Raw genomic sequence first — 19,001 nt, 5'->3', positions numbered from 1 at the left:
TTGCAAAGCAAGCCCGATCAGAGCGTGCGCCACCTGCCGAGCATGTGCAGCAGCCCGCCGTGGCCATCCAGGCGCAGCTCGCCGCTTGGCCCCGCCTCGCTGGCGCTCAGTATCACCTCCGAAGGCAGGCGCACCGGTTTGTGGAAGTCCACCGAAAAGGCATACCCGGCCTTGGGCAGGTGCCCCTGCAAGGCCGCCAGCGCCATGGCCTTGCTCCACATGCCATGGGCGATGGCCCTGGGGAAGCCGAACAGGCGTGCCGTGAGGCTGCTCAGGTGGATCGGGTTGTAGTCGCCGCAGACCCTGGCGTAGCGCCGGCCGATATCGCCGTCGGCATACCAGCGGGTGGCCTCGGGCAACGCGACGGGCGTTGTCTCGGCCAGATCCGCCACCGGTGCCTCGAGCTTGAGGCCGCGCACCAGCATGCGGCTGGTCTCGCGCCAGAGCAGGCCAAGGCCATCCTCGGCCTCGGTCACCAGGTCGAAGGTGCCGCCCTTTTCATGGGGCTGCAGGTTGTCGGCATACACCGCGAAGCGCAGCCCGTCGATGCCGCCCAGGGGGCGCAGCACCTGCAGGCTGTTGTGCAGGTGCACCAGCCCCAGCAGCGGATAGGGAAAATCCTCGGCGGTGAGCAGCTGCAGTTGCAAACTGAAGGCCATGATGTGCGGGTAGGTACCCGGCAGGCGGCCGTCGTCGGCGAAGTGGCAGAGCCGGCGGTAGGCCGCCAGGTTGGCGGGATCGACCCGCAGATAGCAGCGCAGGCCCTGCTCCGGCAGCTGGCTGCCACGGATCTTGCGTTTGCCGAGGGCGCGCAGGTATAGGCTCGGTCGTGAGTCGGGGCTGTGCAGGTCGTGCCAGGGTCGGGTCATGGTCAGGCTCCCATCAAGGCCTGGCCGCAGACCCGCAGGGCCTGGCCATTGACCGCGCCCGAGCCTGGCTGGCTGAGCCAGGCGATGGCTTCGGCGACGTCCTGCGGCAAGCCGCCCTGGCCCAGCGAGCTCAGGCGCCGGCCGGCCTCGCGCAGGCCCATGGGCATGGCCGCGGTCATGTGCGTCTCGATGAAGCCCGGCGCCACGGCGTTGATGCTGGCGCCCTGTTCGGCCAGGCGTGGCGCCCAGGCCTGGGCGAAGCCGATCAGCCCGGCCTTGCTGGCCGCATAGTTGGACTGGCCACGGTTGCCGGCGATGCCGCTGACCGAGGCGAGCAGGGTGATGCGCGCATCAGCGTGCAGCTTGCCGCCCTCGAACAGCGCCTCGGTCAGCACCTGGGGCGCCTTGAGGTTGACGGCCAGCACCGCGTCCCAGTACTCCGGGGTCATGTTGGCGAGGGTCTTGTCGCGGGTGATGCCGGCGTTGTGCACGACGATATCCAGGCCCTGGGGCAGGGCTTCGAGCAACTGCGCGGCGGCATCGGCGGCGCAGATGTCCAGCGCCAGGACACGGCCACCCAGGCGCGCGGCGAGGGCGTCAAGGTCGCGCTGGGCCTGGGGCACATCGAGCAGCGTCACCTCGGCGCCGTCCCGGGCCAGGGTCTCGGCAATCGCCGCACCGATACCCCGGGCGGCGCCGGTGACCAGGGCGTGGCGACCGGCCAGCGGTCGGGTCCAGTCTTGCACCTGGGCGGCGCAGGGCGCCAGGCGCAGGACCTGGCCGGAAACGAATGCGCTCTTGGGCGAAAGGAAGAAGCGCAGCGCGCCCTCGAGCTGGCTTTCGGCGCCTTCGGCGACATACAGCAGGTTGGCCGTGGCGCCATTGCGCAGTTCCTTGGCCAGCGAGCGGCTGAAGCCTTCGAGGGCGCGCTGGGCGACGCTGGCCTGCGCATCGGCCATGGCTTCTGGCGCACGCCCAAGGATCACCACGTGGGCGCTGGAGGCCAGGCTGCGCAGCAGGGGTTGGAAAAATTCGCGCAACTGCTTGAGGTCATCGCTGTCGGACAGGTGACTGGCATCGAACACCACCGCCTTGAGCTTCGGCCCCAGGCCCGCGACCCAGGCAGGGACTTCGAGCGCTTCGCTGCCGAACCCATAGCAGTCGGCAGTCAGGCGCGGAGCGATCGCCGCTACCTGGTCTGCCAGCAGCCCGCCGCCCAGCACCAGTGCGCCCTCGATGGGGCGCAGGCGCCCGGCCTGCCAGCGTTCCAGCGGCACCGGGCGGGGCAGGCCGAGGGCATCGACCAGTTTTCGTCCGAGGGTGGAGTTGGCAAAGCCCAGATAGCGGTCGCTCATGTACGGTTCTCCCTGAAGGCAAGCATGCAAGTGTGGACCAAGTTTGTGGCAGGGTCGTTCGAATGCGCGAAAAGAACCTAGGCTTAAGGATCAAATTGTTTCAGGAGGAATACAGGCATGCAGTCAATTCGCCGGGTCGCGATCCTGGGGGGCAACCGGATTCCCTTCGCCCGCTCCAACGGCGCCTACGCCAAGGCCAGCAACCAGGCGATGCTCACGGCCGCCCTCGAGGGCCTGGTGGAGCGTTACCGGCTGCACGGCCTGCGCCTGGGCGAAGTGGCGGCCGGCGCGGTGCTCAAGCATTCGCGTGACATGAACCTGACCCGCGAGTGCGTGCTGGGCTCGAGGCTGTCGCCGCAGACACCGGCCTACGACATCCAGCAGGCCTGCGGCACCGGCCTGGAAGCGGCGTTGCTGGTGGCCAACAAGATCGCCCTGGGGCAGATCGACAGCGGCATCGCCGGGGGTGTCGACACCACCTCGGACGCGCCCATCGCGGTGAGCGAAGGGCTGCGGCAGATCCTGCTGCAGGCCAACCGCGGCAAGAGCCTCGGCGAACGTCTCAAGCCCTTTTTGAAACTGCGCCCGGGCCTGCTCAAGCCCGAGTTGCCGCGCAATGGCGAGCCCCGCACGGGGCTTTCGATGGGCGAGCACTGCGAACGCATGGCGCAGACCTGGCAGATCGGCCGTGAGGAGCAGGATGAACTGGCCCTGCTCAGCCACCAGCACCTGGCGGCGTCCTACCGCGAGGGCTGGCACGACGACCTGCTCACGCCCTACCTCGGCCTGACCCGGGACAACAACCTGCGCGCCGACCTGACCCTGGAGCAGTTGGCCAAGCTCAAGCCGGTGTTCGAGCGCAGTGGTCTGGGCACGCTGACACCGGGCAATTCCACGCCGCTGACCGATGGCGCCTCGCTGGTGTTGCTCGGCAGCGAGGCCTGGGCCGAGGCGCAGGGCTTGAAGGTGCAGGCCTACCTGGTAGACGGCGAGGCAGCGGCGGTCGATTTCGTCCACGGCCAGGAAGGCCTGCTGATGGCACCGGTGTACGCGGTGCCGCGGCTGCTGGCGCGCAATGGCCTGACCTTGCAGGATTTCGACTTCTACGAGATCCACGAAGCCTTCGCCGCGCAGGTGCTGTGCACCCTCAAGGCCTGGGAGGATGCCGACTACTGCCGCACGCGCCTGGGGCTCGACGGGCCGCTGGGGGCGATCGATCGCGCCAGGCTGAACGTGAAGGGCAGCTCGCTGGCCGCCGGGCATCCGTTCGCGGCGACGGGAGGGCGGATACTGGCGAACATGGCCAAGCTGCTGGGCGAGCGTGGCAAGGGACGTGGGCTGATCTCGATCTGCGCGGCGGGCGGGCAGGGAGTGACGGCGATCGTCGAGCGCTAGTGCCCTGTCTCGGAAATAAGCTGGCTTCGCTTTCGCACCGGCAAGCATCACCAGCGTGGGAGCGGGCTTGCCCCGCGATACGGATCGCGGGGCAAGCCCGCTCCCACGCCGTTCCGATTAAATCCTTGCGTCTTGTGTTGTTCCATCAGTTGGCTGGTACCCTTGTCCGACCCGAGACACCAGGCCTCAACATGTCGATCACCGGACCACGTCCCATCCCCGCCCTGGACCACCTGCCCAGACCGCTCTACGCCCGTGCCGAGAGCCTGGGCGCCGGGTCCTGGACTACTCGTCACCAGCACGACTGGGTGCAGTTTTCCTACGCCATCAGCGGCGTGCTTGGCGTCTACACCAGCGATGGCAGCTACTTCGCCCCGCCACAGTGGGGCGTGTGGATCCCCGCCGGCACCGAACATGAAGTGCTGACCTCGATGCAGGCCGAGATGCGCAGCCTGTACGTGCGCCGCGACGCCTGCCCCTGGGCGCCGGGCGAATGCCGGGTACTGGAGGTCACGCCGCTGGCGCGGGAGCTGATCAAGCAGTTCTGCACCTTCGCGGTGAACTACCCGGAAGGCGACAGTGCCGAGGCGCGGCTGGTGGCTGTGTTGCTGGACCAGTTGCACACCCTGCCGCAGGTGGGCTTCTCGCTGCCGCTGCCGCGCCACCCGGGCCTGCTGGCGTTGTGCAACGGCTTGATCGCCGCCCCCGACCAGCCCCAGACCCTGCAGCAGTGGGCGGTGCAACTCGGGGTATCGGAAAAGACCCTGATGCGCCTGTTCCAGCGCGAGACAGGCCTGAGCTTTCGCAACTGGCGCCAGCGCATGCGCCTGCTGTCGTCGCTGGCGCTGCTGGAGGCCGGGGAGAGCGTCACCCAGGCCGCGCTGGGCTGCGGGTATGACTCGACCTCGGCCTATATCGCCGCATTCCGCCAGCTGTTCGGCGCGACCCCGGGGGAGCTGCGCCTGTAGGAGACTGCCCTGCGCTGTGGTGCAGGGAACAACACCCGAGAGAGAGGTGCATAACCTGTGGGAGCGGGTTTACCCGCGAACACCGGCGGAGCCGGTGCCATACACCGCGTTGCTTTCTTCGCGGGTAAACCCGCTCCCACAGGGTCAAGCTAAATCAATGGGTTGCGTGTTTCTTCATGAGTGGCCGCCGTCAGTGACAGCACCCGCTGCCATTGGCCAGGTCCTTGAGGATCGGACAATCCGGCCGGTCATCGCCCTGGCAGTGGGCCACCAGCTCGCCAAGGGTGTCGCGCAGGCTCACCAGCTCCTCGATGCGCTTGTTCAGCGCCTCGATATGCTGCATGGCCAGGGCCTTCACGTCGGCGCTGGCACGCTGGCGGTCCTGCCACAGGGTCAGCAGCCTGGCGACTTCCTCCAGGGAAAAGCCCAGGTCCCGCGAGCGCTTGATGAACGCCAGGCTGTGCAGGTCCTCCTGCTGGTACAGCCGGTAGCCGCTTTCGCTGCGCGTGGCGGGGCGCAGCAGGCCGATGGACTCGTAGTAGCGGATCATCTTGGCGCTGAGCCCGCTGCGGCGGGCGGCCTGGCCGATGTTCATGGGGCCTCCTGGTCGATGGCGGTGGGTTTCCAGGTCTTCAGCCACAGGGCATTGCTCACCACGCTGACGCTGGACAGCGCCATGGCGGCGCCGGCCAGCACCGGATTGAGGTAGCCCAGCGCGGCCAGGGGGATGCCGATCAGGTTGTAGATGAATGCCCAGAACAGGTTCTGGCGGATCTTCGCGTAGGTCTTGCGGCTGATCTCCAGGGCGGCAGGTACCAGGCGCGGGTCGCCGCGCATCAGGGTGATGCCGGCCGCCTGCATGGCCACGTCGGTGCCACCGCCCATGGCGATGCCGATGTCGGCGGCCGCCAGCGCCGGGGCATCGTTGATGCCGTCGCCGACCATGGCCACCACGCCCTGTTGCTTGAGCGCGGCCACCGTGGCGGCCTTGTCCGCCGGCAGCACCTCGGCGTGCACGTCGTCGATGCCGAGGGCCTCGGCCACCACCTTGGCGCTGCCGCGGTTGTCGCCGGTCAGCAGGTGGCTGCTGATGTGGCGCGCATGCAAGGCGGCGATGGCCTGGCCGGCGCCGGGCTTGAGGCTGTCGCCAAAGGCGAACAGGCCTAGCACGCGAGGCTGGCTGCCGCGCTCGATCAGCCAGGACAAGGTGCGTCCTTCGGCCTCCCAGGCCTGGGCGCTGGCTGCCAGTTCGCCCGGCAGCAGTTGGCTCTCGTCGAGCAGGCGGCGGTTGCCCAGGGCCAGCTCGCGGCCATCCACCTGGCCGGCGATGCCACGGCCGGTGAGGGACTGGCTGTCGGCCACTTGCGGTACGTCAAGATCGCGTTCGGCGCAGGCGTCGAACACCGCCTTGGCCAAGGGGTGCTCGCTGCCGCGTTGCAGGGCGCCGGCCAGGCGCAGCAGTTCGTTGTCATCGCCGCTGCTGGCCTGCTGGTGGACGATGCGCGGGCTGCCGGAGGTGAGGGTGCCGGTCTTGTCGAACACCACGCGGTTGACCGCATGGGCGCGCTCCAGTGCTTCGGCGTCCTTGATCAGGATGCCGTGGCGGGCGGCGACGCCGGTGCCGGCCATGATCGCGGCGGGCGTGGCCAAGCCCAGGGCGCAGGGGCAGGCGATCACCAGCACGGCGACGGCGTTGATCAGCGCGGTTTCCAGCGGTGCGCCGGCCAGCCACCAGCCGACCAGGGTGACCAGGGCCAGTACCAGCACCGCGGGGACGAACACCTGGCTGACCCGGTCGACCAACTTCTGGATCGGCGCCTTGGCCGCCTGGGCGTCCTCGACCAGGCGGATGATGCGGGCGAGCACGGTCTCGGTGCCCAGCGCCAGGGTCTTCACCAGCAAACGGCCTTCGCCGTTGATGGCGCCACCGGTCACCGCGTCGCCGGGCTGCTTGGGCACCGGCAGGCTTTCACCGCTGATCAGGGCTTCGTCGGCGTGGCTGCTGCCTTCGAGCACCTGGCCATCGACCGGGAAGCGTTCGCCGGGCTTGACCAGCACCACATCGTCGAGGCGCAGCTGGCTGATGGCGACGTCTTCCTCGCGCCCGTCGATAACCCGCACGGCGCGTTCCGGACGCAGGGCTTCCAGTGCCCGGATGGCGCTGGCGGTCTGGCGCTTGGCGCGGCTTTCCAGGTACTTGCCCAGCAGCACCAGGGCGATCACCACCGCCGAGGCTTCGAAGTACAGGTGCGGCTCCATGCCGCTGTGCGCATTGGCCCATTGGTACAGGCTCAGGCCGTAGCCGGCGCTGGTGCCCAGGGCGACCAGCAGGTCCATGTTGCCGGCGCCGGCGCGCACGGCCTTCCAGGCGGCGACGTAGAAGCGCGCGCCAAGGATGAACTGCACCGGGGTGGCCAGCAGGAACTGCGCCCATGCCGGCAGCATCCAGTGCAGGCCGAACGGTTGCACCAGCATTGGCAGCACCAGTGGCAGTGCCAGCAGCAGGGCGGCGGCGACCGCCAGGCGTTCGTTGCGCAAGCGGCGTCGGGCCTGTGCCTGGTCATCGTGGCTGGCAAGCGGCAGGGTGGCGCTGTAACCGGCCTTCTCGACCGCAGCGATCAGCGCGCCGTCGTCGACGCCCTCGAGCACCTCGAGGTGGGCGCGTTCGCTGGCCAGGTTGACGCTGACCTGCTCGACCCCTGGCAGTTTGCCGAGGGCGCGCTCGACCCGGCCGGCGCAGCTGGCGCAGGTCATGCCGCCGATCTGCAGTTCGAGGGTGCGGGTGGGGACTCTGTAGCCGGCGTCGCGCACCGCGTCGACCAGCGCTGGCAGGCTGTCGGCCGGGGCCTGGACCCGGGCCTGCTCGGTGGCGAGGTTGACGCTGACGTGTTCGGTACCGGTGACCTTGCGCAGGGCGCGTTCGACCCGACCTGCGCAGCTGGCGCAGGTCATGCCGCCGATCGGCAGGTCGAAGGTGGTGGATGCGGGCATGGCTCTCTCCTCCGTGGACAGGCCTCCAGCATCAACCTTGCCATGCTGGCAAGGTCAATAGCCCAGGCCGGCTCTCTTGAGCACCAGGCCATTGTGCCCCATGGCGATCCGGTATTTGTTGATCTGGCCCGCCTGCAGGGTCAGCCGCGTGCTGCGCTGGTCCTCGACGCCGGGGGCGCAGCCGGGTACCTGCCCGGGCAACAGGCGCAGGCGCACATCGACGGGGCCCGGCGGCAGGTTGAACGAGGTCGCCTGTTCCTGGAACAGGCGGCCGGACAGCTGGTCATTGAGGTAGATGCCGATCTCGCAGCTGGTGGCCACCTCCAGGCGTTCCCGGGAAATGATCAGCACGCTGTAGTCCGAATTGCCCTCGGCGCTGGCCGGTGGCACGACGGCCAGTGCGCCCAGCAATCCGACGAGGCTCAATGCTGCCCTGATCATGAAAAATCTCCTGCTTGCCAAAATCGTCAAAGGCGCAGCTTGGCCGAGCCGCGCGCGGATTTCCAGCCCGGCCGTTTTCCGCGGAACTTGACCTTGCCCCGATGGCAAGGCTGAGACTGGGCAAAACCCACAAGGAGGCAACCTCGATGCAAGTATTCAATGTGCAAGGCATGACCTGTGGCCATTGCGTGAAGGGCGTGACCCGCGCGGTGCAGGAGCAGGATGCGGCGGCGCGGGTGGAAGTGGACCTGGCGGCGCGGCAGGTGCGGGTGGAGAGTGCCCTGGCGGCGGATCAGATCCTGGCGGCGATTCGTGAAGAGGGGTATCAGGCCGAAGTGGCCTGATAAGGCGACCTCTGTAGGAGCGGGCTTGCCCCGCGATAGCGGCAGAACAGGCAATGATGTTGGCCTGGGTGGCCTCATCGCGGGGCAAGCCCGCTCCCACGCAGATCCTCCCACGCCGATCCTGCTGCAACCCTGTTTTCTGCCTTTTCCTACAGGACACGCAGGATCAATTATTACAAAGGTTTTCAACGCCGGGCGATCCAGTGCAGGTAGACTAGCGAACTTGCTTAGCCTGCTATGGATTCTCCATGAACCTGCGAACCTTGCTGATTCTCGGCGCCCTCAGTGCGTTCGGGCCTCTGGCGATCGACTTCTATCTGCCGGCCTTCCCGGCCATGGCGCATGCCTTCGGCACCGACGAAAAGCATGTGCAGGCCACCCTGGCCGCCTACTTCCTCGGCCTGTCCTTGGGTCAGCTCGCCTACGGGCCGGTGGCCGACCGTTTCGGCCGGCGCCTGCCGCTGCTGTTCGGCGTCGGCCTGTTCACCATGGCGTCGCTGGCCTGCGCCTATGCGCCCAATCTCGACAGCTTGATCCTGGCGCGGTTCGTCCAGGCCCTGGGTGGCTGCGCCGGCATGGTGCTGTCGCGGGCGATCGTCAGCGACAAGTGCGACGCGGTGGCCTCGGCCAAGGTGTTCTCGCAGTTGATGCTGGTGATGGGCCTGGCGCCGATCCTCGCGCCGATGCTCGGTGGCGTGCTGGTCAACGTGGCCGGCTGGCAATCGATCTTCCTCGCCCTGGGCCTGTTCAGCGCCGCGTGCCTGCTGGCGGTCGGCCTGGGCTTGCCGGAGAGCCTGCCGGCCCATATTCCACGCCAGCCGCTGTCGGGCGCGCTGCGCCAGTACCTGAGTCTGCTCGGCGACCGGGTGTTCGTCGGCCATGCGTTGACCGGCGGCATCGCCATCGCCGGGATGTTCGCCTACATCGCCGGTTCGCCGTTCGTATTCATCAAGCTTTACGGCGTGCCGCCCGAGCACTACGGTTGGCTGTTCGGCACCAACGCCGCCGGCTTCATCCTGATGGCCCAGGTCAATGCGCGGCTGCTGGCCAAGCGCGGCCCGGCATTCCTGCTGGCGCGGGCGGTATGGTTGTACCTGGTGGCGGCGCTGGCGCTGCTGGTGGTCGCGGCGTTGCGCCCGGCACAGCTCTGGCCATTACTGGTGCCGCTGTTCGTGTGCATCGCCAGCCTCGGCTGCATCATCCCCAATGCCTCGGCCTGTGCCATGAGCGGGCAAGGTACGCGGGCGGGCAGCGCCTCGGCCCTGATGGGCTGCCTGCAGTTCAGCGTCGCCGCGGGCGCGGCGGCGCTGGTCGGGGTGCTGCACGACGGCAGCGCGGTGCCCATGGCGCTGGTGATCAGCCTGTGCGGCGCGCTGGTGGTCAGTGTCGCAATGCTGACCCGGCGCCTGCAGGCCAGCCGGTCTGCGTGAGCGGGTGGGGCGCGTTGAGGCGCGCCTCCAGCAGGGCAACGAACGACCGTGCCTCGGCCTCGCTACGGAAACTCACCACATGCTGGTCGAGCTGGACCTGCCAGGGGCAGGCGGGATTCCGGTTCGACGCACTGACGACAATCTTCATCGCGATCCACCTCCAGTGAGCGGGAGCGGATCTAGTGTAGCGCTGCCCCCGCCCCGTGCCATGACCAGGGTCAGTACCCAGACTGACGGTCATGACGGTCTGAAGTAGGGAGACCTTCTGTTTTGCAAGGCGGAAATATTCCCCTTCACTGTCGGACATATCGAGCCCCCTGATAGCAGCTGTCAGCTTCGTTCCCGCTACAGCCACGGTAGTACGGGGGATGAGCAGGATCAGCCGTCTATCGCTCTGACAGACGCATCTTTCAGAACGTTTTTTGGGAGGCGAATGCCGACCCGCCTGGGCCATGCCTCCCTCACGGCGAGCGCCTTCCAGCGGCTTATACTGCCTCCGGCGACCAGCGTGGCGTGAGCGTTTTGCGCGGCTGGCGCCGATCATCCGGCACACGAACCATCCCGCGCTTGCCCACGCCGGAGGCAGGGCATCTGCGGCGTTCGCCAGCAGGCGGGATTCATCAGGGAGCTTCAGGTTCATGAACGCAGTCCGCAGCATCAGTCAGGTCGCCAACCTGATGGCCGATCCCAAGCGCAGCGCCATGTTGTGGGCGTTGATCGATGGCACCCCGCGTGCGGCGGACGAGCTTGCCGTGCTCACCGGCTTGAGCACCTCGTCGGCCTGCGCGCACCTGTCGCTGTTGTCCAGTGCCGGGCTGCTCAGGCATGAGGCGCGTGGCCGCAAGCGCTTCTTCCGCCTGGCCACGCCGGAGGTCGGCACCGCCGTGGAGGCGCTGGCCAGCGTTCAACTGGCGAGCCGCTCACCGGCAGAGCAGGGCACGACGCTGCAGATTCCCCTGTCGATGCGCAAGGCGCGCCTGTGTGGCGACCACCTGGGCGGCGAAGTGGCCGCCGCGCTGCTCCACCGCCTGCATGTAGCCGGTTGGCTGGAAGGAAACGAGCAGTACCTGTCGGTGAGCCAGGAGGGCAAGGAGCATCTGGAGGCGCTGGGGGTGTTCATCGACGCGCTGGCTGCCGGTGACCGGCACGGCTGCGTGATTTGCCACTGCAGCAAATGGAACGATCAGGGCCCGCACCTGGGCGGCTGCCTGGGCAAGGCCCTGCTTCGATTGTTTATCCAGTCGGGCTGGGTGCGTGAACAGGAGGGCAGCCGGGCGGTGCAGCTCACACCGCTCGGCCAGCAGCAGATCAACGCGATCGCCTGCCTCCCGGCCCGACAGGCCGGCTAGCGGACCAGCCGCGCGTCCAGGCTGTTCTGCGCCAGGCGGCGTGCCTGGTCCTGGGTCATGCCCAGGTGCTGGTGCAGGGCGTGGAAGTTCTCGGTGACATAGCCACCGAAGTAGGCTGGATCATCGGAGTTGACCGTGACCTTCACGCCACGCTCGAGCATGTCGAGGATGTTGTGCTGGCCCATGTGTTCGAACACGCACAGTTTGGTGTTGGACAGTGGGCAGACGGTCAGCGGGATCTGCTCGTCGATGATGCGCTGCATCAGGCGCTCGTCCTCGATGGCGCGCACGCCGTGGTCGATCCGCTGGATCTTCAGCAGGTCGAGGGCTTCCCAGATGTACTCGGGCGGGCCTTCCTCGCCGGCATGGGCCACGGTCAGGAAGCCTTCGCTGCGGGCGCGGTCGAAGACGCGCTGGAACTTGCTCGGCGGATGGCCTTTTTCCGAGCTGTCCAGGCCCACGGCGACGAACGCGTCGCGGAACGGCAGGGCCTGGTCCAGGGTCTTGTGCGCTTCGTCTTCGCTCAGGTGGCGCAGGAAGCTGAGGATCAGACCGCTGCTGATGCCCAACTGCTCGCGACCATCCTTCAGGGCCCGGTTGATGCCCTCGAGCACCACCTCGAACGGGATGCCTCGGTCGGTATGGGTCTGCGGGTCGAAGAACGGCTCGGTGTGGATGACGTTCTGCGCCTTGCAGCGCTGCAGGTAAGCCCAGGTCAGGTCGTAGAAGTCCTGCTCGGTGCGCAGGACATCGGCGCCCTGGTAATAGAGGTCGAGGAATTCCTGCAGGTTGTTGAAGGCATAGGCGCTGCGCAGGGTCTCGACGTCCGCCCAGGGCAGGGCGATCTTGTTGCGTTCGGCCAGGGCGAACAGCAGTTCGGGCTCCAGCGAACCCTCCAGGTGCATGTGCAGTTCCGCCTTGGGCAAGGCGTTCAGCCATTCATACATGTGTGCAATCTCGATCAGGTACGGTTGGCCGCCATTCTACAGGGCCTGGCCGGGCAATGCGCCCACCCAGGCCGGTATCGCCCGGGTTTACCAGATGAGCGCCTCGCCCTTGTAGTTGATGAAGCGCAGGCCGCCGTTGCCGCTCTGGGCCTTGATCTGCTCAAGCATGCCACGGGTGCTGGTGAGCACGTCGATCTCGGCGTTCTCGCCGCCCATGTCGGTCTTCACCCAGCCCGGGTGCATGGCCAGCACGGCCAGGTCGGGGCGCTGCAGGTCGACCACGAAGCTGTTGATCATCGAGTTGAGCGCGGCCTTGCTGGCCTTGTACAGGCAGACTTCGCCACCGTCGGGGATGGTCACGCTGCCCAGGATCGAGCTCATGAAGGCCAGCACGCCGCTGCCTTCGCGCACCTGGCCGGCCAGGCGGCGGGCCACACGGATCGGCGCCACGGCGTTGGTCATGAACAGGTCGCCGATCTGCTGTACCTGCACGCTTTCCAGATCCTGCGGCAGCGGGCCCATCACCCCGGCGTTGACGAACACCAGGTCGAACACTTCGCCTTGCAGGCGCTGCTTGAGCCCGTCGAGCTGGGCGGTGTCGTTCATCTCCAGGCGCTCGATGCGCACCCCGGAGACTTCGCCCAGCGCACCCGGCTGTTGCGGGTCGCGCACGGTGGCGACGACGTTCCAGCCGTCTTCGCGCAGACGTTGCACCAGGCCCAGGCCGAGGCCTCGGGAGGCGCCGATGATGAGGGCGGTCTTGTTGGCGGTCATAGCGATACTCCATATCAAGAGCGCGGCGAGCGGTGCTGGGCACAGGTTCGCTTGTCGCGCGGCAATGTGGCGGTTGCCCTCCACTGGGAGGGCCTGGGTGACGAGCATAAACCAGGAAAAGGTCGGCTGCCCTGTCGCGGCTGGTCAAAAAATGATCGAAGGTCTGAAAGGCCTATGGAGACGGGGTCTGACAGGGTGGTTCACGGGTTATCCACAGGCTGCTCCACAGTAATTGTGTGCAAGCGCGACAGCCTGAAAATGCTCGTTTCAGGGAACGCAGTCGATGCTGACTGGGGATAACTCACACGCTTTCAGTGACTTGGGTTAATGTCACACAAATGTGATCAAAATATGCTCAATACGCTGCAGGCCTTGCGGAACAAGGCCTGCAGCGGAGTGCCCCAAGCTTATCCACAGGCAGGCCCACAGCAGTTGTGGGCAACGCTCAGGCTCGTTCCAGCAGGATGCGCCCGCGGCTCAGGTCGGCGAGCTGCTGCTGCAGCACCTCGAGGTGGCTGTCACCCAGGGCGATGCGCAGGTCGACGCCGTTGGCGGTGAACTGCTCGTCCAGCACCAGGCCGTCGACTTCGCCCAGGCGCAGCTTGACCAGCGCCAGTTCGCTGAAGGTGCAACTGCAGATGAACTCGCTGCGCTGTACCAGCAAGCGCTTGGGCGCTTGCTGCAGGCACTTGTTGGCGCCGCCGCCATAGGCCCGGGCCAGGCCACCGGTGCCGAGCTGGATGCCGCCGTACCAGCGGATCACCAGGACCACCACCTGGTCGCAGTCCTGGGCCTCGATGGCGGCAAGGATCGGGCGCCCGGCCGTGCCGCCAGGCTCGCCGTCGTCGCTGCTGCGGTATTGGCCGCCGAGCTTCCAGGCCCAGCAGTTGTGGGTGGCCGCCAGGTCGCTGTGGCGTTCGATGAAGGCCATGGCCTCGGCCGGGCTGCTGATCGGGCCGGCGAGGGTGATGAAGCGGCTCTTGCGGATTTCCTCGCGGAACTCGCAGAGCTCGAGCAGGGTAGAAGGCATAAGTCCGGGTCAGGCGGGCGTGCTGATGCCGCAGCCTTTGAGAATGATGTGGATAAGATTGTTGCTGGCGTCTTCCATGTCCTGCTTGGTCAGCCGGCTGCGGCCGGTCACCTGGCAGATCTGGGTGGCGAAGTCGGCATAGTGCTGGGTGCTGCCCCAGAGCAGGAAGATCAGGTGCACTGGGTCCACCCGGTCCATCTTGCCGGCGTCCATCCAGGCCTGGAACACCGCGGCACGGCCGCGGAACCATTCGCGGTAGTCAGCGCTGAAGTACTCGCTCAGGCATTCGCCGCCGCTGATCACTTCCATGGCGAAGATTCGCGAGGCCTGCGGGTTGCGCCGGGAGAACTCCATCTTGGTGCGGATGTACTGGCTGAGCGCCTCGGCCGGGTCGTCCTCCACGCTCAGGGCGTTGAATGTGCTGTCCCACAGCTCGATGATGTTGCTCAGCACCGCGATGTACAGGCCCAGCTTGTTGGTGAAGTAGTAGTGCAGGTTGGCCTTGGGCAGCCCGGCCTTGAGCGCGATGGTGTTCATGCTCGTGCCCTTGTAGCCGTGCCGGGCGAACTCGTCTTCGGCGGCCTGGATGATGGCCTGCTCGTTCTTCTGGCGAATGCGGCCGGCGGGCTTGCCCGAGGCGGGGGAGCGATGCGCAGGGACTTCTAGGGTCATGGACGATTCCGGGCGGGTCGTTACGGATGTCCGACAGATTACCTGCCTGTGCCGAAGTGACAAGCATTAGCGGTAGAGATGCGTATCAACGTGTCGCAGCCAGACTCTCGAGGAAGCTTTCCAGCACCAGGTTCGGCCGGCGGCCCTTGCGCGTCACCCAACTCAGCCCCAGGTCATAGAAGCGCTGGGCGGGCTTGAGCGCACGCAGGCGCCCTTGCTGCACCCAGAACATCGCGTAATGGTCGGGCAGGTAGCCGATGTAGCGCCCGGTGAGGATGAGGAAGGCCATGCCTTCGCGGTCCGAGGCGCTGGCGGTGCAGCGCAGGGCCTGGTAATGGGCCTGGATGTCGGCCGGCAGGCGGAAGGTCGGGGCGATCGCATCCTGGTCATTGAGGCGATCGTCGTCGATCTGCTGGTCATCGGCATAGAACAGCGGATGGCCGACCGCGCAGTAGAGCAGCGAGCGCTCGCTGTACAGCGGCTGGTATTCAAGCCCGGAGAGCGGGCTGGTCTGCGGCACCACGCCGACATGCAGGCTGCCGTCGAGCACGCCCTGCTCGACTTGGCTGGGCGCGATCATGCGGATCTGGATGTGTACGTCAGGGCCACGGTCCTTCAGTTCGGCCAGGGCGTGGGTGATGCGCATGTGCGGCAGGGTCACCAGGTTGTCGGTGAGGCCGATGTTCAGTTCGCCGCGCAGGTGCTGGTGCAGGCCGTTCACTTCGGTGCGAAAGGTTTCCAGGGCGCTGAGCAACTGCAGCGCCGAATGGTAGACCTCGCGGCCTTCCTCGGTCAGCGAAAAACCGGCGCGGCCTCGTTGGCATAGACGCAGCCCCAGGCGTTGCTCGAGGTCGTTCATCTGCTGGCTGATCGCCGAGCGGCCGATCCCCAGCACGTTCTCCGCCGCCGAGAAGCCGCCGCATTCGACGACGCTGCGGTAGATTTTCAGCAGGCGGATGTCGAAATCGCTGACCTGGGCGAGGGGATCGGGGCGTCGGCTCATTAGTTTAGTTATCCGCTGACTGAAGATTAGAAATGCTGGGTTTTTCGAACTTTATCGCCGTGACAATTTAGCTGCAACAACACCCATCGTTGCCTAATCGTCCTCCGAGGAATCGCCCGATGAACATGCCCGAAACCGCCCAGGCCGGTCTGGCCAGCCAGCTCAAGCTGGACGCCCACTGGATGCCGTACACCGCCAACCGCAACTTCCAGCGCGACCCGCGGCTGATCGTGGCGGCCGAAGGCAACTACCTGGTCGACGACAAGGGCCGCAAGGTGTTCGACGCCCTCTCGGGCCTGTGGACCTGTGGTGCCGGGCATACCCGCAAGGAGATCAGCGAGGCGGTGGCCCGCCAGGTCGCCACCCTCGATTATTCGCCGGCCTTCCAGTTCGGCCACCCGCTGTCGTTCCAGCTGGCCGAGAAGATCGTCGACCTGGTGCCGGGCGACCTGAACCACGTGTTCTTCACCAACTCCGGTTCCGAGTGCGCCGACACCGCGCTGAAGATGGTCCGCGCCTACTGGCGCCTGAAGGGCCAGGCCACCAAGACCAAGATCATCGGCCGTGCCCGCGGCTACCACGGCGTGAACATCGCCGGCACCAGCCTGGGCGGCGTCAACGGCAACCGCAAGCTGTTCGGCCAGTTGCTGGACGTCGACCACCTGCCGCACACCGTGCTGCCGGCCAACGTGTTCAGCAAGGGCATGCCGGAAGAGGGCGGCATTGCCCTGGCCGACGAGATGCTCAAGCTGATTGAGTTGCACGATGCCTCCAACATCGCCGCGGTGATCGTCGAGCCGCTGGCCGGTTCCGCCGGTGTACTGCCGCCGCCAAAGGGCTACCTCAAGCGCCTGCGCGAGATCTGCAGCCAACACAACATCCTGCTGATCTTCGACGAAGTGATCACCGGCTTCGGCCGCATGGGCGCGATGACCGGCGCCGAAGCCTTCGGTGTCACCCCGGATCTGATGTGCATCGCCAAGCAGGTCACCAACGGCGCCATCCCGATGGGCGCGGTGATCGCCACCAGCGAGATCTACCAGACCTTCATGAACCAACCGACCCCCGAGTACGCGGTGGAATTCCCTCACGGCTACACCTACTCGGCGCACCCGGTCGCCTGCGCCGCCGGTATCGCCGCGCTGGACTTGCTGCAGAAGGAAAACCTGGTGCAGTCCGCCGCCGAGCTGGCGCCGCACTTCGAGAAGCTGCTGCACGGTGTGAAGGGCACGAAGAACGTCGTCGACATTCGCAACTACGGCCTGGCCGGCGCCATCCAGATCGCCGCGCGCGACGGTGACGCCATCGTCCGTCCGTACGAGGCGGCCATGAAACTGTGGCAAGCCGGCTTCTATGTGCGCTTCGGTGGCGACACCCTGCAGTTCGGGCCGACTTTCAACACCCAGCCGCAGGAACTGGATCGCCTGTTCGACGCGGTGGGCGAAGCCCTGAACAAGGTCGACTGACTTTTCTGAATTCGATGTCGGGCGCGTGAGTACCACGCGCCCGCTTCCACCTTCTTTATCTGGAGTTCTGCATGAGCATTGTTCAGCACCTGATCCACGGCGAGCTGGTCACCAAGGGCGAGCGCACCGCCGATGTCTTCAACCCGTCCACCGGCCAGGCCGTGCGCAAGGTCGAACTGGCCAGCCGCGCCACCGTCCAGCAGGCCATCGATTCGGCCAAGGCCGCCTTCCCGGCCTGGCGCAACACCCCGCCGGCCAAGCGCGCCCAGGTGATGTTCCGCTTCAAGCAGTTGCTGGAGCAGAACGAGGCGAAGATCTCGCAGATGATCAGCGAGGAGCACGGCAAGACCGTGGAGGACGCCGCTGGCGAGCTCAAGCGTGGCATCGAGAACGTCGAGTTCGCCTGCGCTGCCCCTGAACTGCTCAAGGGTGAGTACAGCCGCAACGTCGGCCCGAACATCGACGCCTGGTCCGACTTCCAGCCGCTGGGCATCGTCGCCGGCATCACCCCGTTCAACTTCCCGGCCATGGTGCCGCTGTGGATGTACCCGCTGGCCATCGCCTGCGGCAACGCCTTCATCCTCAAGCCGTCCGAGCGCGATCCGAGCTCGACCCTGTATATCGCCCAGCTGCTGCTGGAGGCCGGCCTGCCGAAGGGCATCCTCAACGTCGTGCATGGCGACAAGGAAGCGGTCGATGCGCTGATCGAGGCGCCGGAGGTCAAGGCCCTGAGCTTCGTCGGTTCGACCCCGATCGCCGAGTACATCTATGCCGAGGGCACCAAGCGCGGCAAGCGCGTCCAGGCCCTGGGCGGCGCGAAGAACCATGCGGTGCTGATGCCCGACGCCGACCTGGACAACGCCGTCAGCGCGCTGATGGGCGCGGCCTACGGTTCCTGTGGCGAACGCTGCATGGCCATTTCGGTGGCTGTGTGTGTTGGCGACCAGGTGGCCGATGCGCTGATCGCCAAGCTGGAACCGCAGATCAAGGCGCTGAAGATCGGTGCCGGCACTTCCTGTGGCCTGGACATGGGGCCGCTGGTGACCGCCGCCGCGCGTGACAAGGTGGTGGGTTACATCGATGACGGCGTTGCTGCTGGCGCCAAGCTGGTGGTCGATGGTCGTGGCTACCGTGTGGCCGGTAACGAGGATGGCTATTTTGTCGGCGGCACCCTGTTCGACAAGGTCACCCCCGAGATGCGCATCTATAAGGAAGAGATCTTCGGCCCGGTGCTGTGCGTGGTGCGGGTGAACAGCCTGGAACAGGCCATGCAGCTGATCAACGAGCACGAGTACGGCAACGGTACCTGCATCTTCACCCGTGACGGTGAGGCTGCGCGGCTGTTCTGCGACGATATTGAAGTGGGCATGGTCGGGGTCAACGTACCGCTGCCGGTGCCGGTGGCGTACCACAGCTTCGGTGGCTGGAAGCGTTCGCTGTTCGGCGACCTGCATGCCTATGGCCCGGACGGTGTGCGCTTCTATACCCGTCGCAAGGCGATCACCCAGCGCTGGCCACAGCGGGCCAGCCATGAGGCTTCGCAGTTTGCGTTCCCGAGCTTGTAAGGCGCAGGGGTGAAAGCGGGGCGGCCGAGAGGCCGCCCCGCTTTGCTTTTTGGGCTGCTTTATATAGGTGTCGGGGCTGGCAGGTGGCTGGCTTGGGGTTGGGTTGGGTGTGGGAGGTGTTCGCCGTGGGATTGTGTTGTGTTCCAGAAGTGTTCACCGAGGGTTCTATGGCGCCTATGAGATCAAGCGCCGCCCGCGCGGCGCATCGCGGGACAAGCCCGCTCCCACATTTGTTTCGGGCCAGTCAATCCTGTGCCATTACCTGGTCCGCCTTGTTGGTCCGACGCGGTTTCAGCGTGGTCACCACTGTCGCTGCGCACGACTCGAGGCATGCACCAAGGCAGGCGCCGATACTTTCACAGGCATAATTGGCCCGAAACAGATGTAGGAGCGGCCTTGTGC

Annotated in this window: 18 protein-coding genes; 7 read left to right on the top strand and 11 right to left on the bottom strand. The window is 66.6% G+C overall.

All coding sequences use genetic code 11. The annotated features are described in order from the left end of the window. Window positions 1-17: 17 nt before the first annotated feature. Both LU671_RS23590 and LU671_RS23585 read right to left on the bottom strand, forming a co-directional pair. Window positions 18-869: a MaoC family dehydratase gene (locus tag LU671_RS23590; RefSeq protein WP_232857061.1), complete on the bottom strand. Its 852-nt coding sequence runs from the start codon at window positions 867-869 to the stop codon at window positions 18-20. 2 nt (window positions 870-871) lie between these two features. Then, window positions 872-2,224 (bottom strand): 3-oxoacyl-ACP reductase, encoded by a 1,353-nt coding sequence (locus LU671_RS23585; protein ID WP_232857060.1) that lies wholly within the window; start codon window positions 2,222-2,224, stop codon window positions 872-874. Between the two features lie 117 nt (window positions 2,225-2,341). Here LU671_RS23585 and LU671_RS23580 point away from each other — a divergent pair, with 117 nt between their 5' ends. After that, window positions 2,342-3,619 (top strand): acetyl-CoA C-acetyltransferase, encoded by a 1,278-nt coding sequence (locus LU671_RS23580; protein WP_232857059.1) that lies wholly within the window; start codon window positions 2,342-2,344, stop codon window positions 3,617-3,619. Window positions 3,620-3,810: 191 nt separating this feature from the next. Beyond that, complete coding sequence (locus LU671_RS23575; protein ID WP_232857058.1) at window positions 3,811-4,587, top strand: AraC family transcriptional regulator; 777 nt, start codon at window positions 3,811-3,813, stop codon at window positions 4,585-4,587. Window positions 4,588-4,777: 190 nt separating this feature from the next. Here LU671_RS23575 and cueR read toward each other — a convergent pair whose 3' ends face one another. From cueR to LU671_RS23560, 3 genes are read right to left on the bottom strand one after another with little or no spacing between them, the layout of a single operon-like run. After that, window positions 4,778-5,182: a Cu(I)-responsive transcriptional regulator gene (gene cueR / locus LU671_RS23570; RefSeq protein ID WP_050703630.1), complete on the bottom strand. Its 405-nt coding sequence runs from the start codon at window positions 5,180-5,182 to the stop codon at window positions 4,778-4,780. Next, a complete protein-coding gene (locus LU671_RS23565; RefSeq protein WP_232857057.1) occupies window positions 5,179-7,578 on the bottom strand; it encodes a heavy metal translocating P-type ATPase in 2,400 nt (799 codons plus the stop codon). Before LU671_RS23565 ends, cueR begins: the two co-directional genes overlap by 4 nt. A 54-nt stretch (window positions 7,579-7,632) precedes the next feature. Then, on the bottom strand, window positions 7,633-8,019 hold the full coding sequence (locus LU671_RS23560; RefSeq protein WP_232857056.1) for a hypothetical protein: 387 nt from the start codon (window positions 8,017-8,019) through the stop codon (window positions 7,633-7,635). Between the two features lie 146 nt (window positions 8,020-8,165). On the opposite strand from LU671_RS23560, the gene LU671_RS23555 reads away from it, so the two are divergent. Together LU671_RS23555 and LU671_RS23550 are read left to right on the top strand one after the other, a co-directional pair. Beyond that, window positions 8,166-8,363 (top strand): heavy-metal-associated domain-containing protein, encoded by a 198-nt coding sequence (locus tag LU671_RS23555; RefSeq protein ID WP_028691383.1) that lies wholly within the window; start codon window positions 8,166-8,168, stop codon window positions 8,361-8,363. A gap of 248 nt (window positions 8,364-8,611) precedes the next feature. Further along, window positions 8,612-9,793, top strand: coding sequence for a multidrug effflux MFS transporter (locus tag LU671_RS23550; protein ID WP_232857054.1), 1,182 nt, complete (start codon window positions 8,612-8,614; stop codon window positions 9,791-9,793). On the opposite strand, the gene LU671_RS23545 is transcribed toward LU671_RS23550, so the two are convergent. Continuing rightward, window positions 9,744-9,941, bottom strand: coding sequence for a hypothetical protein (locus LU671_RS23545; RefSeq protein WP_232857102.1), 198 nt, complete (start codon window positions 9,939-9,941; stop codon window positions 9,744-9,746). The two genes, LU671_RS23550 and LU671_RS23545, sit on opposite strands and share 50 nt — an antisense overlap. Window positions 9,942-10,431: 490 nt before the next feature. Here LU671_RS23545 and LU671_RS23540 point away from each other — a divergent pair, with 490 nt between their 5' ends. After that, window positions 10,432-11,142 (top strand): ArsR/SmtB family transcription factor, encoded by a 711-nt coding sequence (locus LU671_RS23540; RefSeq protein WP_232857053.1) that lies wholly within the window; start codon window positions 10,432-10,434, stop codon window positions 11,140-11,142. On the opposite strand, the gene LU671_RS23535 is transcribed toward LU671_RS23540, so the two are convergent. The 5 genes from LU671_RS23535 to LU671_RS23515 all read right to left on the bottom strand — a co-directional run bounded on the left by LU671_RS23535 (window position 11,139) and on the right by LU671_RS23515 (window position 15,568). Next, on the bottom strand, window positions 11,139-12,089 hold the full coding sequence (locus tag LU671_RS23535; protein WP_186714949.1) for an adenosine deaminase: 951 nt from the start codon (window positions 12,087-12,089) through the stop codon (window positions 11,139-11,141). The genes LU671_RS23540 and LU671_RS23535 overlap by 4 nt on opposite strands. Window positions 12,090-12,176: 87 nt before the next feature. Further along, window positions 12,177-12,863: an SDR family oxidoreductase gene (locus LU671_RS23530; protein ID WP_232857052.1), complete on the bottom strand. Its 687-nt coding sequence runs from the start codon at window positions 12,861-12,863 to the stop codon at window positions 12,177-12,179. Between the two features lie 445 nt (window positions 12,864-13,308). Further along, window positions 13,309-13,893 (bottom strand): IMPACT family protein, encoded by a 585-nt coding sequence (locus LU671_RS23525; RefSeq protein WP_050703638.1) that lies wholly within the window; start codon window positions 13,891-13,893, stop codon window positions 13,309-13,311. A 9-nt stretch (window positions 13,894-13,902) separates the two neighbouring features. Beyond that, window positions 13,903-14,565: a TetR/AcrR family transcriptional regulator gene (locus LU671_RS23520; protein ID WP_023629633.1), complete on the bottom strand. Its 663-nt coding sequence runs from the start codon at window positions 14,563-14,565 to the stop codon at window positions 13,903-13,905. A gap of 85 nt (window positions 14,566-14,650) precedes the next feature. Continuing rightward, the gene (locus LU671_RS23515; RefSeq protein ID WP_232857051.1) at window positions 14,651-15,568 is read right to left on the bottom strand and encodes a LysR family transcriptional regulator; all 918 of its coding nucleotides are present in this window, start codon (window positions 15,566-15,568) and stop codon (window positions 14,651-14,653) included. Window positions 15,569-15,687: 119 nt separating this feature from the next. On the opposite strand from LU671_RS23515, the gene LU671_RS23510 reads away from it, so the two are divergent. Continuing rightward, the gene (locus LU671_RS23510; RefSeq protein ID WP_232857050.1) at window positions 15,688-17,034 is read left to right on the top strand and encodes an aspartate aminotransferase family protein; all 1,347 of its coding nucleotides are present in this window, start codon (window positions 15,688-15,690) and stop codon (window positions 17,032-17,034) included. A gap of 71 nt (window positions 17,035-17,105) precedes the next feature. Then, window positions 17,106-18,599 (top strand): CoA-acylating methylmalonate-semialdehyde dehydrogenase, encoded by a 1,494-nt coding sequence (locus LU671_RS23505; RefSeq protein WP_232857049.1) that lies wholly within the window; start codon window positions 17,106-17,108, stop codon window positions 18,597-18,599. Window positions 18,600-19,001: the final 402 nt, after the last annotated feature.

Origin of the sequence: Pseudomonas sp. NMI760_13 (assembly GCF_021283245.1) — a bacterium.
In the GTDB taxonomy this organism is placed as follows: Bacteria; Pseudomonadota; Gammaproteobacteria; order Pseudomonadales; family Pseudomonadaceae; genus Aquipseudomonas; species Aquipseudomonas peradeniyensis.
The sequence above is the reverse complement of the archived record's forward strand: the minus strand, read 5'-3'. Positions and strand labels throughout refer to the sequence as shown.